Annotated in this window: 15 protein-coding genes and 1 tRNA gene; 6 read left to right on the top strand and 10 right to left on the bottom strand. The window is 44.2% G+C overall.

The window, feature by feature from the left end:
• Position 1 precedes the first annotated feature (1 nt).
• Positions 2-592 (top strand): MBL fold metallo-hydrolase, encoded by a 591-nt coding sequence (locus ACYQ2L_RS13080; protein ID WP_460056485.1) that lies wholly within the window; start codon positions 2-4, stop codon positions 590-592.
• On the opposite strand, the gene ACYQ2L_RS13085 is transcribed toward ACYQ2L_RS13080, so the two are convergent.
• Both ACYQ2L_RS13085 and ACYQ2L_RS13090 read right to left on the bottom strand, forming a co-directional pair.
• A complete protein-coding gene (locus ACYQ2L_RS13085; protein WP_460056487.1) occupies positions 489-1,523 on the bottom strand; it encodes an RluA family pseudouridine synthase in 1,035 nt (344 codons plus the stop codon). The genes ACYQ2L_RS13080 and ACYQ2L_RS13085 overlap by 104 nt on opposite strands.
• A 2-nt stretch (positions 1,524-1,525) precedes the next feature.
• Positions 1,526-1,921 carry a hypothetical protein gene (locus ACYQ2L_RS13090; RefSeq protein WP_460056490.1) on the bottom strand — a complete coding sequence of 132 codons (396 nt, stop codon included), beginning with the start codon at positions 1,919-1,921 and terminating at the stop codon, positions 1,526-1,528.
• Positions 1,922-2,001: 80 nt separating this feature from the next.
• Between ACYQ2L_RS13090 and pdxS the strand changes: the two genes are divergently transcribed.
• Together pdxS and pdxT are read left to right on the top strand one after the other, a co-directional pair.
• Positions 2,002-2,907, top strand: coding sequence for a pyridoxal 5'-phosphate synthase lyase subunit PdxS (gene pdxS, locus ACYQ2L_RS13095; protein ID WP_460056492.1), 906 nt, complete (start codon positions 2,002-2,004; stop codon positions 2,905-2,907).
• A gap of 12 nt (positions 2,908-2,919) precedes the next feature.
• The gene (gene pdxT / locus ACYQ2L_RS13100) at positions 2,920-3,516 is read left to right on the top strand and encodes a pyridoxal 5'-phosphate synthase glutaminase subunit PdxT (RefSeq protein ID WP_460056494.1); all 597 of its coding nucleotides are present in this window, start codon (positions 2,920-2,922) and stop codon (positions 3,514-3,516) included.
• A 4-nt stretch (positions 3,517-3,520) separates the two neighbouring features.
• On the opposite strand, the gene ACYQ2L_RS13105 is transcribed toward pdxT, so the two are convergent.
• From ACYQ2L_RS13105 to ACYQ2L_RS13115, 3 genes are read right to left on the bottom strand one after another with little or no spacing between them, the layout of a single operon-like run.
• Positions 3,521-4,573, bottom strand: a complete 1,053-nt coding sequence (locus ACYQ2L_RS13105) for a polyprenyl synthetase family protein (RefSeq protein WP_460056496.1) — start codon at positions 4,571-4,573, stop codon at positions 3,521-3,523.
• 6 nt (positions 4,574-4,579) lie between these two features.
• Positions 4,580-5,434 carry a phytoene/squalene synthase family protein gene (locus tag ACYQ2L_RS13110; RefSeq protein WP_460056499.1) on the bottom strand — a complete coding sequence of 285 codons (855 nt, stop codon included), beginning with the start codon at positions 5,432-5,434 and terminating at the stop codon, positions 4,580-4,582.
• A gap of 16 nt (positions 5,435-5,450) precedes the next feature.
• Positions 5,451-6,923 (bottom strand): phytoene desaturase family protein, encoded by a 1,473-nt coding sequence (locus ACYQ2L_RS13115; protein WP_460056502.1) that lies wholly within the window; start codon positions 6,921-6,923, stop codon positions 5,451-5,453.
• A gap of 272 nt (positions 6,924-7,195) precedes the next feature.
• On the opposite strand from ACYQ2L_RS13115, the gene ilvB reads away from it, so the two are divergent.
• Genes ilvB through ACYQ2L_RS13130 form a run of 3 tightly spaced genes read left to right on the top strand, consistent with a single transcriptional unit; the run spans position 7,196 to position 10,406 of the window.
• Positions 7,196-8,911 (top strand): biosynthetic-type acetolactate synthase large subunit, encoded by a 1,716-nt coding sequence (gene ilvB / locus ACYQ2L_RS13120; protein ID WP_460056504.1) that lies wholly within the window; start codon positions 7,196-7,198, stop codon positions 8,909-8,911.
• Between the two features lie 9 nt (positions 8,912-8,920).
• Complete coding sequence (ilvN, locus tag ACYQ2L_RS13125; RefSeq protein ID WP_460056506.1) at positions 8,921-9,430, top strand: acetolactate synthase small subunit; 510 nt, start codon at positions 8,921-8,923, stop codon at positions 9,428-9,430.
• Positions 9,414-10,406: a KamA family radical SAM protein gene (locus ACYQ2L_RS13130; protein ID WP_460056509.1), complete on the top strand. Its 993-nt coding sequence runs from the start codon at positions 9,414-9,416 to the stop codon at positions 10,404-10,406. The genes ilvN and ACYQ2L_RS13130 overlap by 17 nt, the downstream gene beginning before the upstream one ends.
• Here ACYQ2L_RS13130 and ACYQ2L_RS13135 read toward each other — a convergent pair.
• The 5 genes from ACYQ2L_RS13135 to ACYQ2L_RS13155 form a co-directional block, all read right to left on the bottom strand.
• Positions 10,397-10,470: transfer RNA gene (locus ACYQ2L_RS13135), tRNA-Val, on the bottom strand. The two genes, ACYQ2L_RS13130 and ACYQ2L_RS13135, sit on opposite strands and share 10 nt — an antisense overlap.
• A gap of 25 nt (positions 10,471-10,495) precedes the next feature.
• Positions 10,496-10,933, bottom strand: coding sequence for a response regulator (locus ACYQ2L_RS13140; RefSeq protein WP_460056512.1), 438 nt, complete (start codon positions 10,931-10,933; stop codon positions 10,496-10,498).
• A 12-nt stretch (positions 10,934-10,945) separates the two neighbouring features.
• Positions 10,946-11,425 carry a chemotaxis protein CheX gene (locus ACYQ2L_RS13145; RefSeq protein ID WP_460056515.1) on the bottom strand — a complete coding sequence of 160 codons (480 nt, stop codon included), beginning with the start codon at positions 11,423-11,425 and terminating at the stop codon, positions 10,946-10,948.
• Between the two features lie 99 nt (positions 11,426-11,524).
• The gene (locus ACYQ2L_RS13150) at positions 11,525-12,868 is read right to left on the bottom strand and encodes a chemotaxis protein CheW (RefSeq protein ID WP_460056518.1); all 1,344 of its coding nucleotides are present in this window, start codon (positions 12,866-12,868) and stop codon (positions 11,525-11,527) included.
• A gap of 3 nt (positions 12,869-12,871) precedes the next feature.
• Positions 12,872-15,334 carry a chemotaxis protein CheW gene (locus tag ACYQ2L_RS13155; protein WP_460056521.1) on the bottom strand — a complete coding sequence of 821 codons (2,463 nt, stop codon included), beginning with the start codon at positions 15,332-15,334 and terminating at the stop codon, positions 12,872-12,874.
• Positions 15,335-15,401 lie beyond the last annotated feature (67 nt).

Consider the following 15,401-nt stretch of genomic DNA (forward strand, 5'->3'; position numbering starts at 1 on the left):
CATGCAGATTTTATCACATATATGCCTGGAAACTTTCCGGAATGCTTATATTATCGTTTCTGACAAGAGTCATGAAGCGGTAATGATTGATCCGGCTGGTATTGATATAAGGTTGATCGAACAGATAGAAAAAAAACGCTATTGCCTGAAATCCATTCTGCTCACCTCTCCCCGGGCACTGCATAATCGCCCGGTAAAAACATTACAGAAAATCTACCCCGTTGATATCTACTGTGTAAAACCCGAAATGCACCATATAGATGCATTCGGAATAGATCCTGACGAAGAACTGGTTCTTCAGGACTTCAGTATTTTGCCGATCTCCATGCCTTCCTATAATATGCATACAGTGGTATATCAGATCGGCGAATGCATATTCACCGGTGATGTACTGAAGGCCGGGAAAATCGGGGAACCCACAAGCAGTTTTGCGCTTGCATTGCTGAAAGCAGAAATTCAGGAAAAGATACTGTCATTACCATCCAGCACTATGATTTTCCCTGCTCAGGGGCCGCCCTCAACGATTGAAGCTGAGATTCGAACCAATCCATATCTGCAGGAATCGTATGATCCGGTGTTTCAAAACATCTGAAGCGCTCGGGAATCGGTGCAAAAAATGTTTGTTCTCCGGAACCTCCGGGGAGGCGGATAGAGAGAAGCGTGGCATGCAGCATTAGCCCGGTTTCGGCTGCCTCCTGACCGCAACGGCCGTAAACCGGATCACCGAGAATGGAGCAACCGATAAACTTCATATGTACCCGCAGCTGATGAGTTCTCCCGGTACACGGGTATAGACTGAGCAGGCTGAAATCACGGGTTCCCTTTTTGACTGTCTGTACAAGCCTGTAAATCGTATGAGAATCCTTGCCCAGCCTACTGCTGTCCACTGTGGTGAAACGTTTTCTGTTTGCAGGATCCCTGATTATTCTGGTTTTTATGCTGTCGGTCTGTTTTCTTGGTGTTCCTTTGACAATGGCTGTATATAGTTTACCTACTCTTCGCTCAGCAAATTCATTAACAAGAAACGCATGAGCTTCGGGGTGTTTGGCGGCAATAATTACACCGGATGTATCCTTGTCAAGGCGATGTACAATGCCAGGCCTAAAAGATTCGATATCATCTGTGGCGGTTTCCATGAAATCATCCCGTAGCTTGCTGATATGTCCCAGCAGACCATGAAGCAGAGTTCCTGTATAGTTACCCTTGGCTGGGTGAACTACCATTCCTGCCGGCTTATTCACTACTATGACATCATCATTTTCAAAGAGGATTTCTGCCTGCATTTTTTCAGGTTCGAGATCAAACTGCGGTAAGGCTTCCATATGTAATTCAATATGATCTCCATTCTCAACGTTTTGAGATAGTTTTGCGTCTTGTCCGTTTATTTGGAGCTTGCGGATTCGATTCTTGATTTGAGATCTTGAACCGAGATCACTATTGCGCGACAGGTAGATATCTGCTCTTGTACCAGATTCGGTATCTACGTGATAGATATGTTTTTGATAGATGTATTTTTCTTCCAAGGTTACTCCAGTAAACCAAGTATATAGTCTGCAACAGCAACTATAACAGCCGCACTGAGCCCAATATAGAGAATTCTATTGCGTTCTTCTTCAGTTTTCTGTACTGCGTCAGGAGGTGCAAAAAACAGCGGTGCATACTCCCCTGCAATACTGTTCTGATCCAGGCTGTGATATGTAAATCTGCCGACATCATAGACAATTCCAGTCAGCATTACTGTCAGAGGGACTGCGCCGAATGCAATAACACTTCCACGCCGTATATCCAGCGCCCATTGCGGAAATTCATCGGGATGGTAGGGTTCGGGTTCAGCTGTCTGTGCAAAACTGCTTGTGAGTCCTGAAAAGAAAATCAATATAAGAACCAAAGCTGATAATCTATGGCAATTTCCCTTAATCATTGAACAAGATTAACACAATTCCGGGGGAATGAAAATCTATCTTATTGACGCAACAGGCATCATAAGGGTAATTTCACTGTATGAGTGAACAATTATGGTCTGAAAGGCAGAAAGCAACCTGGAAAACAAAGGTTGGTCTGGCTGAAATGTTGAAGGGCGGAGTTATAATGGATGTAACTAACGCTGAGCAGGCAAAAATCGCCGCAGATGCCGGTGCACAGGCAGTCATGGCTCTTGAGCGTGTACCTGCTGATATCCGTGTTCAGGGTGGTGTTGCCAGAATGTCCGATCCCAGTATGATCGAAGAGATCCAGAAGGCAGTTTCTATACCTGTTATGGCAAAATGTCGTATAGGACATTTTGTAGAAGCACAGATACTACAGAGTCTTGGCGTGGATTTTATTGACGAAAGTGAAGTTCTTACACCGGCTGATGATCAGTTCCATGTGTACAAGCATGATTTCACTGCACCTTTTGTCTGCGGTTGTAGAAACCTTGGTGAAGCGCTTCGCAGAATTGGTGAAGGTGCGGCAATGATCCGAACTAAAGGTGAAGCAGGTACAGGTGATGTTGTTGAAGCTGTTCGTCATCTTCGTACCCTGCACGGTGAAATCCGCCGGCTTCAGGGAATGAGGAATGATGAGCTTATGACAGCAGCCAAAGATCTGGGTGCACCGTACGAGCTTGTCCTTGAAGTTGCCAGAAACGGTAAACTACCCGTTCCTAATTTTTCTGCTGGAGGAGTTGCGACTCCCGCAGATGCAGCTCTGATGATGCAGTTGGGTGCAGAGTCTGTATTTGTCGGATCCGGCATATTCAAGTCAGATAATCCTGCCAGGCGCGCGCGAGCAGTCGTAGATGCAGTAGCTTTCTACAATGATTTTGATAAACTTGTTGAAATTTCCCGTAATATTGGTGAACCCATGACTGGTATTAATGTTTCAACTATGCCCGAAGCAGAGAGACTGGCCGGTCGCGGCTGGTAATACTTCTGATATATGAGCAATAAAGATATCTGCCTTGGAGTGCTTGCACTTCAGGGCGGTTTTTTTAAACATTCCGAGATGCTTCTCAAATTAGGCTGCAGTTCTGTAATGGTGAGAGAACCTGATCAACTGGCCGGGACTGATGGCTTGATTATTCCAGGTGGAGAAAGTACGACTATCGGTATGCTGATGGAGCGCTTCGGCTTGATGGATGTGCTAAGGAATAAGATATCCTCGGGATTTCCTGTATTCGGAACCTGTGCAGGAGCCATCCTTTTATCTGACAGGATATCCAGAAGTGATCAGATCCGGATTGGCGGAATTTCTATGGAATCCGAACGAAATGCATACGGGCGTCAGATCGAAAGCTTTGAAGCCGATCTTGAGCTTGCCGGGATTGATCAGCCTGATCGGGCATTCAAAGGGGTTTTTATCCGTGCACCAAAATTCTCTGGTGTAAGTCCGGAACTGGAAATTCTTGGCCGCTATGAGAACTCTCCTGTGCTCGTGAGAGCCGGCTCAATACTAGCCGCGAGTTTTCACCCGGAATTAACTGATGATACGCGACTGCATAAGCTTTTTATTCAGATCGTCCAGGAAAACCTATAAGTTATCAGCTGCCCCGATTTCCAATGTACATCAGGATATTATCAAGAATGTTGATTGATTTGCTTCCACAGCGGTCTGAAAGTTTTTCTATTAATAATGCACATGACTGCTCGGATATTTTTCTGATTTCAGCCGTCTTTTCCAGTACCCCATGTGTGTGACAGCTGTCCTGAATATTTCTGATATGATCTGACTGCAGGTTTTGGGTCCCGAACAAGGAACGAATTTCTACAGGAGCATCTGAATCAAACAGAAAATAGCGATAAAGTGTTTTTTTGTTTTCTTCAACATCACTGGTGTTTGGCTTGCCGCTATTTTCAGGGTCGCCAAACAAGCCGATATAATCGTCCTGGATCTGGAATATTACTCCCATCTCTTCGCCAAGTTCAGCAAGGATAGATACTCCGGTATCGTCCCCTCCTGCGATCAGCCATCCCAGCATTAGCGGCAGCGAGAAGGTATATCGACCGGTTTTATATCTGTACACATCAAGTATAGAATTAATATCAGTGTCTTCTGGATCTACTCCGTGCACAACATCCTGCATCTGAGCTGCTCCTACAAGAGCAATCTCCCTGCTGGCAATGGATAGTATCTTTCGATATGTTGATTCGGGCAGTTTGAGTCCGGACAGAATTTCGACTGCCCAGAATGCTGCTATGTCACCTGCACAAATACCAAGAGATATTGCTGAATGCCCAGGATCCGACCAGGTTTCTGAAATTGCCATGTCCCTGAACTGTTTGTGAATAGCTGGGGCTCCCCGTCTGGTGTCATCCTGATCCATGATGTCATCATGGATCAGGAGGAAGCTCTGCAGCAATTCCATCGCCGCAGCTGCATCCGATGCAGAATCCAGGTCTGAAAAACCTTCATCGGCGAGAGCTGCACCCAGGAACACGAGTGCACCGCGAATCATTTTTCCTCTGAGAGTATATTCCAGTATCCTGCTTCGCAGAAAAGGGCCCCATTTGTTAAGATCCCTGCTGGAATCTTCCAGAAATATTTCCAGACGATTTTCGATCAATGGCCTGTATGTATCCAGGAATTCTTTCATGACTGCTCACTTCCTTGTTAGTAGATTCTGAACTGCAATGGAGATCAGGCATGCAAGGATCCGTATTTTGCCCGGTTTAACTTTTTTTCTGTATACTATAAATGGATCCTGGTGTATCTGATCAGCTGTCCAATTGTACATAGCAGCTGCGGCAGCCACTGGGATGCGGTAACGATAAGGAATCAGCTTAAACCCCTGCTCAGCCTTGCTCTGCCAGGTTTTATATCGATCAATCTGCCAGCGCATGTATCTGCGAAATTCATCTGCATGTGCCAATGCTGTTTCCTCATTGAGATCGGTGAGACTACTTTCTTCAGATGGCAGGTATCTTCGTCCAAGCTTGTTGTCTTCGGAAACGTCGCGTACGAAGTTGATAAGCTGCATTGCCCTGCCCTGATACACTGCGGGTTCAAGGGCTTCTTCAGGCAATCCAAGTATCCGGCACATGTATAAGCCGATTACCTCGGCAGATCCATAAATGTATTCCAGCATTTCTTTTTCTGTACGGTACAGATAGCGTGAAAGATCCCATGACATGGACTGCAGAAAAGCTTCAGTCCATGAGGGATCAAATTTCAGTTTGGTACTGAGTTCAATAAATGGGTCAATAATGTCATCGTCAGCGGGGATGTTCTCATAGGCCGCTTTACGATATTTATTACAAAAGTCTTCAAATTCTTGTTTTTGCTGGGGAATATTGTCTACCAGGTCATCTGCTACCCGGACAAAACTGTACAGGCAGAACACATCTCCTTTGACTGATTCCGGGAAAAATCTGCTGGTATTGTAATAGGTTTTGCTTCCCCGTTTGAAGATGGCTTCCTGTCTTTCGGACAAGGAAGCCTTGTTTGAGTCATTCATATGTCTAAAATACTCTTTAGCCATGTTCAGAGGCAATGTTATTCCCGATAACATGTGAAGAAATTATAGTCATCGGAACGCCGACTCCGGGGTGCGTATATTGTCCGGAGAAATATAGATTACTTAGTTTTCTGCTTCTGTGAGAGGGGCGGAAAATAGCTGTCTGGTTCAGCGTGTGTGCAATGCCCAAAGCGGATCCCTTGAATGCATTGTATTCTGAACTGAAATCCCTGTGTGAAAAAATTCTTTTGATTATGATTGAATCCCTGATTCTGGTTCCAATGAGATTTTCGAAGTGATCAAGAATTTTCTCACTGTAGGTCTCCCGGATGCTGTCATTATCATCCATGCCCGATGCAACCGGGACCAGAAAGAAAATATTCTCATGCCCCTCCGGTGCAACCAGCGGATCGTCATGGGAAGCACAGCTGACATAATAACTGGGATCATCGGGCCAGGCTGGTTTCTTGAATATTTGATCAAAATGTTCATCCCAGGGATCAGAAAAATACAGGTTATGATGAACAAGCTCAGGAACCTTTCTGTTCAGACCCAGATAAATTATAAACATGGTTGGGGCCATGATACGTTTGTTCCAGTATCCAGGGGAGTAACTTCTATACTTTTCCGGTAAAAGTTTCTGATCAATGTGCTGATAATCTGCATTACCAAGGAAGATGTCAGCTTCAATTTTTCCCTGATCTGTTACAGCTGCGGTTACTCTACCGTTATTAACTTCCAGGCTTCTTACCTCGTGTCCCGTGAGAAGTTTTACACCACAATCCTCAGCGAGTTTGCTGAAACCATCTACAAGTGCTGCCATACCACCAATGGGAAAGTAGACCCCGAGATTAAGATCAACATGTGACATCAGGGAATAAAGTGCCGGAGCATTCTTAGGGCTGGCTCCGAGGAATACCATCGCATATTCGAGAATCTGCTTTGCTCTGCGATCCTGAAAATATTTTCCGATAAATTTGTCCAGACTCTGAAAAATATTCATGCGTGTGCCTTCAAGCATGATTCTCCGGTTAAAGAACTGGAACACGTTCCGGTATTCGGTGTAGAGAAACTCCCGCATGGCAACGTTGTACTTATATTCTGCGCCGTCCAGATATTTCTGAAGACGGGCACCTCCGCCGCTTTCAAAACTCTCGAAGATTTCCTTGGTACGCTTCAGGTCTCCGTTGATATCGATGATCTCATCTGGTGAGAAAAATATACGGTAATATGGATCCAGCTTATGCAGTTCATAGTAGTCAGAACGATTTTTGCCAAGGTATGAAAAAAACTGTTCGAATACCTCCGGCATAAGATACCAGGATGGACCCATGTCAAATATAAAACCATCTTCTTTCCATACCTGTGCACGTCCACCCAGGCCGTCGTTCTTTTCCAGAAGAGTTACTTCGAATCCCTTGGATGCCAGCAAGGATGCCGCACTTAAGCCCCCAAATCCACCGCCTATTACACATACTTTCTTCTTCATATACATAGTATAACAATGCTGGATTCTTTTTACAAAGGAAAATACAGGAATCAGGTGTTATTTTTATACTATCAATTTAATTATATAAATATTGGTAGTGTTTCAAGCCTTATTTTGATTCGGACGCTTTTTTTTACTAATTTCAAACCATATTTATGGGATCAATATTATTTTCTTCGTATATTTCCACAATTTTCATCTGTGTTTACTTGACCACTGCTGCATGGAGTGATATTGTTCGTACATAGAAGTCGAGCTAATGGAGGTGTACTATGCAGATAGCCGAACGCACTGGTGCAGAGATTATTGTGGAAGCAATCGAGAAGTCCGGTGTTGAATATATTTTTGGATTACCGGGTGGTGCTGCGATACCGATCTTTGATGCTCTTGTAGATTCACCTGTTAAAATGGTTCTGACAAGGCATGAGCAAGGTGCCGTGCATATGGCAGATGGCTATGCGCGGGCTACCGGAAAACCAGCTGTAGCATTGGTTACCTCTGGTCCGGGGGCAACTAACACCATAACCGGTATACTGACTGCTCAAATGGATTCAATACCGATGGTGGTTATCTGTGGTCAGCAGACTACATGGAATCTCGGGCTGGATACCTTTCAGGAAGCGGATGTATCCGGAATATCATACCCGGTTGTAAAACATAGCTACCTGGTCAAATCTGCAAAAGATCTTCCACGTATTATGAGTGAAGCATTTCATTTGTGTAATACCGGCCGGCCAGGTCCTGTGCTGATTGATGTGCCCAAAGACATTTCAAGTGTCAGTCTTGTTCCTGATTATGATGAGCCGTTCCATCTGCCGGGTTATAAAATTCCCGGGGAGCCTGATCATTCACTGATTGAAAGAGCGGCGCAGATGATAGAGTTTGCCCGCCGACCCGTGTTCCTGGTTGGCCATGGTGCTGTTATAGCCGGTGCAAATCAGGCCTTACTATACCTCGCCGAGAAAACCAGAATTCCTGTCAGTAATACCTTGTTAGGTAAGGGAGCTTTTCCTGAAACCCATGAATTAAGTCTTGGTATGCTGGGAATGCATGGTACTGCATATGCAAATAAAGCCGTCGATTCAGCCGATCTTGTGATATCAATCGGCAGCCGTTGGGACGATCGAATCGTCGGCAATGTGGATAAATTCTGCGTCAATGCAAAGAAAATTCATATAGACATCGATCCGTCTGAATTCAATAAGACGGTTCAGTGTGATCTGAATATTCTCGGTGATGCAAAAGCTGTTATCGACATTCTTAATACCATGATTAATCCAGGACCTACAGAAGACTGGTTGAAACAGATCAACAGCTGGAAGAAGCAGTTCCCTCTTCGCTACAAAAAATCGGGAAATCTTAAAGCTCAGCATGCAATGCAGGAAATATCCGAGCAGACCAATGGAAATGCAATCTTTACTACAGATGTTGGTCAGCATCAGATGTGGGCAGCTCAGTACTGTCTGACGGATCACAGGTTTCACTGGATTTCTTCAGGTGGAGCTGGAACGATGGGTTTTGGCTTTCCAGCGGCTGTCGGTGCACAATTTGCTCATCCAGAAAAAACAGTTGTAGCAGTTGTTGGTGATGGTGGTTTCCAGATGACCTTGAATGAGTTGAGTACTGCTGTCATACATAAGCTTCCGGTTAAGATACTCATAATTAATAACCACTATCTTGGTATGGTACGGCAGTGGCAGAGCATGTTTTATGAGAACAGATTAAGTGGTGTAGATCTCAAGGGTAATCCGGATTTTGTGAAGCTTGCCGAGAGCTATGGCGCAAAGGGCTTCCGGATCCGCAGGTCTGGAGATGTAAGAAGAATCATCCGGAATGCACTTGAGTATAACGATGGTCCATGTGTCATAGATGTTGAAGTTGAAAAAACCGACAATGTATTTCCGATGGTTCCCGCAGGCGGTGCACTCGGAGATATGATCCTCAAAGAAAGTTCAAAAAAACTTGCAAAACCGATTGGCAGTACCTAAGGAGATATTATGAAAGAGAATCAGGATAACCAGAAACATACCATCAGTCTGTTGGTTGCCAATAAGCCGGGTGTGCTTATACGCATCTCACTTGTGTTCTCCAGACGGGCGTATAATATCGACAGCCTCGTGGTGAGCCCTTCACAGGATCAGGAATATTCCAGTATGACTATCGTTGCAACAGGTGATGCAACAGTTCTGAATCATATACTGAAACAACTGAACAAACTTGTAGATGTTATACACGCAACCGATCGCACTGGAGAAGATGTTATACACAGGGAAATGGCGCTGATCAAGGTTAACTGCGAGATCACACGCCGTGCAGAATTGCTTCAGCTTGCTGCTGCTCTGCATTGTGATACAGTAGATGTGACAGAAGATACAATAATACTTGAAATAACCGGCACCAGCGAAGAACTGGATAATGTACGCAAGGTTATGGAGTCATATGGAATTATTGAAACTGTGCGAACAGGAAAGGTCTTGATAACAAGGGGAAATGAAAATACAGCGTAAATCACATTCGTTACCATATAAAACTACCGATTATTATTTTGGTCTAGCGGATACAAACGACCCTGATTCGGATCCGATCAGTGCTCAGATCTATCCGCGCATAAATGAGCAACTGGTTCTACCCTATGAAACGGCCGATCCTTTATCGGATCGGCACTATGAAATATCACCCCGTTTTATTCATCATTATCCAGATCGTGCTCTTCTTCTTGCTACCGATACCTGTGCAGTCTATTGCCGGCACTGTTTCCGTCGCCATTTTACTGCCAGTGATGCCGGAATGATCAGTGATGATCAGCTACTAATGATTCAGAATTGTCTGCACGAACGGCCTGAGATCAAGGAAGTATTGATTTCAGGTGGGGATCCCCTTGTGTTGTCAGTAAAAATCCTCCGTAAGATTCTGTCAGCTCTCCGTGATGTCCGTGACGATCTCATAATCAGAATAAGCACGCGAATTCCTGTTGTGCTTCCATCAAGAATTAATGACCAGCTGGTAGAGCTGCTTGAAGAGTTCTCACCTTTATGGCTGATTATTCACAGTAATCATCCGCGGGAGTTAGGTAATGAATTTTCGGAGGCAGTTCGCAGACTCAGACGCGCCGGCCTCAGTCTTCTGAATCAGGCTGTTTTATTGAAAGGCGTGAATGACTCTGCAGATATCCTTGAAGAACTTTTCAGGGGACTGCTTCAGAATGGTGTAAAACCATACTACCTCTTCCAGGGCGATCTGGCCTCCGGAACAAGCCATTTCAGGGTGAATATATTGCGGGGCATGGAAATTATGAAAGAGCTCCGCAGCAGAATCAGCGGTATGGCAATGCCGACATTCGCGGTAGATCTGCCTGACGGCGTTGGTAAAGTACCCGTTCAGCAAGAGTATATTGAGAAAATTGATGCAGATTTTGTTTATTTTATCAGTCCGGATGGAAAAAAGGGAAAATACCCCGTAGAAGCTGAAAGAATTGGGCGGTAATGGACTCGAACCATCGACCCCTAGCGTGTCGAGCTAGTGCTCTAACCAACTGAGCTAACCGCCCATCCTTATCAGATGGGCGAATAATATCATTTTTTCAGAGTCATGACAATACGCTCCAGAACTTTTTTTCGGTCGAGCGGTTTTACGATATAATTTTTAGCCCCGATCAACAGAGATTTTTTTACAAGATCCTGTTTGCCCAGCGCGCTGATCATTACAACCTTGGCTTCCTTGTCGAACTCAATAATCTTTTCAAGGGCAGTCACGCCATCCATTTTAGGCATGGTAATATCCATAGTTACCAGATCAACATTGGGGTACAGCTCTTTGTATTTTTCGATTCCCTCAATACCGTTGGCCGCGGTTGCGATGACATCAAATCCTTCAGAAGTAAGTATCTGACTGATTTGCTTTGTAACAAACATTGAATCGTCAACAATTATAACCCGGAATGGTTCACCGCTTTCGTTCAAGCCTTCTGCTTTTCGTTCATTAATACTTGGAAAATCTTGTTTTGCCTTCATACTGTAACCTCTTTAGGAAATTCGTTCCCGCACGGCGACGTTGATTTCAATCTTGCCCTGGGGCAATTCCATAGGAACAATCAGAGCTTCAACCTTTGGATCAGTAATCTCCATATTATCACCGGTGAAAATAGCCGGTGGTGTAAGATCAAACTTGAAACCAAGATTGTGCAGCTTTGTTACTGCCTGTCCGGTAATCATATTGGCAAGTTCTGTAATTGTAGCCTTGCCCATATCATTCAGTGTTTCGATCGGCTCCATATCCATAGATTTAAGCATGTGATTTGAAACATTGATAGCTGTCGTGCGGTCCATGTCGAATAAAACACGTCCCTCGACATCACCTGCCAATCCGATTATTGCAGCTACGCCAAGAACCGGCATAGATGATGCCTTGAGGTACAGTTCTCCACGTTTGATTTCCACCTGCAGAACTTCTTTCAGCACGTTGTATGCCGATTCAACAAAAGGGTTGATGTACTCGACTCTCATGAACCTCTCTCCTCTTTTATTATACGATCGTTGTCAACATTCGCTTTGTCAGACAAATCTCTGTCATAGCTAATCTACTCACTGCGTATTAATAATCCGCTATTTTTTCCGGGCAGCTGAAACTGCATCTTCACCGATATAATTCCAGTTTTCACTGAAAGGATACTCATTTTTACCCATAAACAATACCCCATTCTGCTTCAATTTATCAACAAAAATATCATCCATCAGTTTTTGCTGAGCTTCGGGTAGAAAGGACAGCAAATCTCGGCAGAGGATAATATCACAGGCAGGGACATTGGTTCCATTCGCGATATCACTGTATTCAAATAAAACAGAATCTGTAATCGATGAATCAAAATGCTGCCCTTTTGTACCCTGAACCATGAAATCATGATAAAAAGCAGGTACAGAATCCTTGCTTAGCTGAATGCTTGGCGCAGCACTGATTGCCATTAGATCTTTATCTACTGCCCATACTTTGATCATTGATTCGGGATACATGTTCTTGAGTAGACACACGAGCGAGAAGGTCTCCATTCCATTGGCACAGCCGGGATTCCAGACGGTGATTGTTTTACCCAGATCGGTGGGTATGAACTTCCTGACCTGCTCCCTGTATCCGTCACCCCACAACTGCTGGGTATAGGGTGAATAAAAACTTCTGAGAAACTCGGATGCATCTTCCTGTGTTTCAAGCTGAACCGATTTTCCCTGATCCTTGCGAAACTTCTGCCATTCAGCAAATCTTTTGTCGACCCATTCTTTATTTACTCCGCTGAGATGAAAACCAGAGAATGTGCCAAGTGTTTCGTAAATAAAAGATTTATTAAGTTCTTCACCAGTGACATTTTCACTGTTAAATGAGCCTGAGCGAGCTATACTGACCTGGCTCTGGATTGATTCCTCGATCTGCTCACTTACAGCCTCCTGAACCTCATCATCCTTACGGAAAATACGCTCCACATCAAGTATGATATACAGACGCTTTTCATGTTCAACAACACCGCTTATGAATTTAATGTTGATATCACCGAAAATCGGATGTGGTGGCTGAATACTCTTTGAAGAAATCCCAATTACCTTGTCGATTTTATCTACAATAATACCGAGAAGATTTGTTTCCAGTCGCAATATCAGTCCGTTTTTATATTTCTGATTGTCTTCCTCAACCGGTAAATGAAACAATTTGCGCAGATCAACAATAGAAATTATATCGCCGCGGAGGTTATACACACCTTCTACAAAGCGTGGAGCATTGGGTACATAGGTAAAATTACTGTATTTCGCAATCTCCTTTACCTTCATAATATCAATACCGTAATCTTTACCCCCCAGGGAAAAAGTTACCATCTTGAAATCAATGAGCTCTCTCTGCTCTTCTTCAGCCCGGTCAATATGTCCGAGACGGGTTCGACGTCGGTCTTTATTCTGAACAGCCATGTCCTATCCTTTCACATTGCTTTGGCGAAGGTTTCTGAGTGCCTTCTCTTGCTGCATTCCCAGATCCAGCAACTGACTCACATCAATAATCAGTGAGACAGTTCCATCCCCGGTAATATTGGCACCTGCTATTCCAGGAACATTTGTGTAATGGTCCCTGAGAGGCTTTATAACAACATCCTCTTCACCAATAAGTTGATCAACCACCAATCCCATACGTTTATCCCCGCTGCCGACAATAACAACGAAAAAGTATTCCTTTTCCTCGCTGGCATTTATCTTGAACAGCCTGTTCAAACGCAATAGTGATACAACGTCTTCCCGTACATTGAAGACTTCATAGTTGTCAATCATTTTTATGTCTGAAGGTTTGATTCGATGACTGTCAACAACAGAAGTAATTGGAATTGCATACATTTCCTTACCTACTCGAACCAGCAGTCCCTGTATAATTGCGAGTGTCAGCGGAATCTTAATTATGAATTTTGTTCCCTGCCCTCTGGTCGATTGCACGGAAACGTTTCCGTTTAGTTTTTCAATCTGCTTTTTGACAACATCAAGCCCAACCCCTCGACCGGAAATGTTGGTGATTTCTTTCGCGGTTGAGAATCCGGGATCAAAGATCAGATTGAAGGCTTCAATATCTGAAAGGGATTTGCTTGGATGAATGACACCTCGATCAATGGCTTTCTTACGGACAGCATCAATATCTATTCCCTTTCCGTCATCGGATATTTCAATAAGTATCATGTTGCCTTCATTGCTAGCCCGCAGCTTCACATGCCCATCGGGGGTCTTTCCGGCACTGATTCTGTCAGCAGGATTTTCGATTCCATGATCGATACTGTTTCTTACACAATGGATCAATGGATCAAGTAGGTCTTCAATGACGGACTTGTCCAGCTCGGTATCTTCACCTTCAATATCCAGTATTATTTTCTTGTCAAGACTGCGACTCAGGTCACGTACAAGCCGTGGAAATCTGGAAAAAATCTGACTGATCGGCACCATGCGGATTCGCATGACACCTTCCTGGAGTTCGCTGGTAATTCTCCCGAGATTCTGGGAGGTGTTGCGGAATTTAGCCACTGTATTTTTGTAGCTGCCCTCAAATCCATCAAACATTCCGTACATCTGGCCGAAACGTTCCTGTGTATCGCCTTTAACTTCCTTTATCGTTTCACCATTCTGCATTCTTTGAATGTAGTCAGGTAAAGAATCAAATAATTCTTTTACCATTTCCCTGTATTGTGAAGTTCTGGATTGAAGTTGCGAAAGCGTTTCCCCGAATTCGGTAGATATCTGGTTGAATGAAGCTTTATTGATTACAGTTTCACTGACGAGATTCAGGAGATTATCGATTCTTCGGCTGTCTACTCTGAGAATACTACCGGAAGAGTTCTGATGCACAGAAGCCTGTTTTTTCTCTATATTTTCCGGCTCTTCTTTGGTGCCGCTGCCAGGTATTTCATTTGCGTTGGGTGACCGCGAACCGGAATCCGGATTATTTTGTGCTGCTGATATCGGGGATTTGTGCTCGGTGCCATGAACGTCTTTAACCATGGCAGCAATCATATCATCCGTTTCATCAGTCGAACCTGCCGAGATAGCAGTTGATTCCTTCCGGGACGCCTTTTCTTCGGATTGATAAGGTTCAGTGTTTTCTTCTGCAGTAAGCAGCCGGATCGATATTCCTTTGGTTACATCAGGCAGTTGAATTGAATTCACGATTGTATCAGCATTCTCGGCTGAGGATATGTAATACAGAACCTGGGGGAAAAAGATATCTTCGTAGAGTTGTTCGAAATCCGGATTTGTTTTGAGTACATGTCCTACAGATTTCAGTGCTGCAAAAATCTGTATGCCACCGACCGTATTCATTGGATTGTCTTCGTCGAAATCGACAGTAACCTCGTAAGCGCTGTGACCAGGCTCAATGTGATCAAGCAGTTCGTCATGATCAATCCCGGATAGATTATCCGATTTGCCGGAACGCGCTGAAGGTCCGGACAAGGGTTTGTTTTCCTTGACTGTAGCCGATTGACTGGAATCGGCCTGGAGTGCGTCTGTGCCCGTATAATAAGCTTTCAGGCGGTTTTTAAGGCTGGAAACGTCCCCACTGTATGTCTGTCCGGATTTGCGGAATTCGATCATTTCCTTTACAACATCGATACCGGCGAGAAGATTGTCGACGAGATCAGGGACAACTCCTACTGCTCCACTTCGTATCTCATCCAGCAGGTCTTCAAGCACATGGGTGAAACCGGTAAGTTCATCCATCTGAACAGTTGCCGATGCACCTTTCAGGGTGTGTGCTGCCCGGAAAATTTCATCTATAGCATCGCTGTTGGCTGTGTCACTTTCAAGAACAAGAATGTTCTGTTCCAAAAGTTCAATCTGACTTTCAGCTTCCACAAAAAAGTCCCGTAATAATTCATCATTATTTGGATCCAGATAATCACTCATATATTAAGATTCTCTTACTATTATCGTTATAAGTCAAGATTCAATACAAAAAAAGCATCCGGAACAT

This window comes from Spirochaeta dissipatitropha (genome assembly GCF_054657935.1).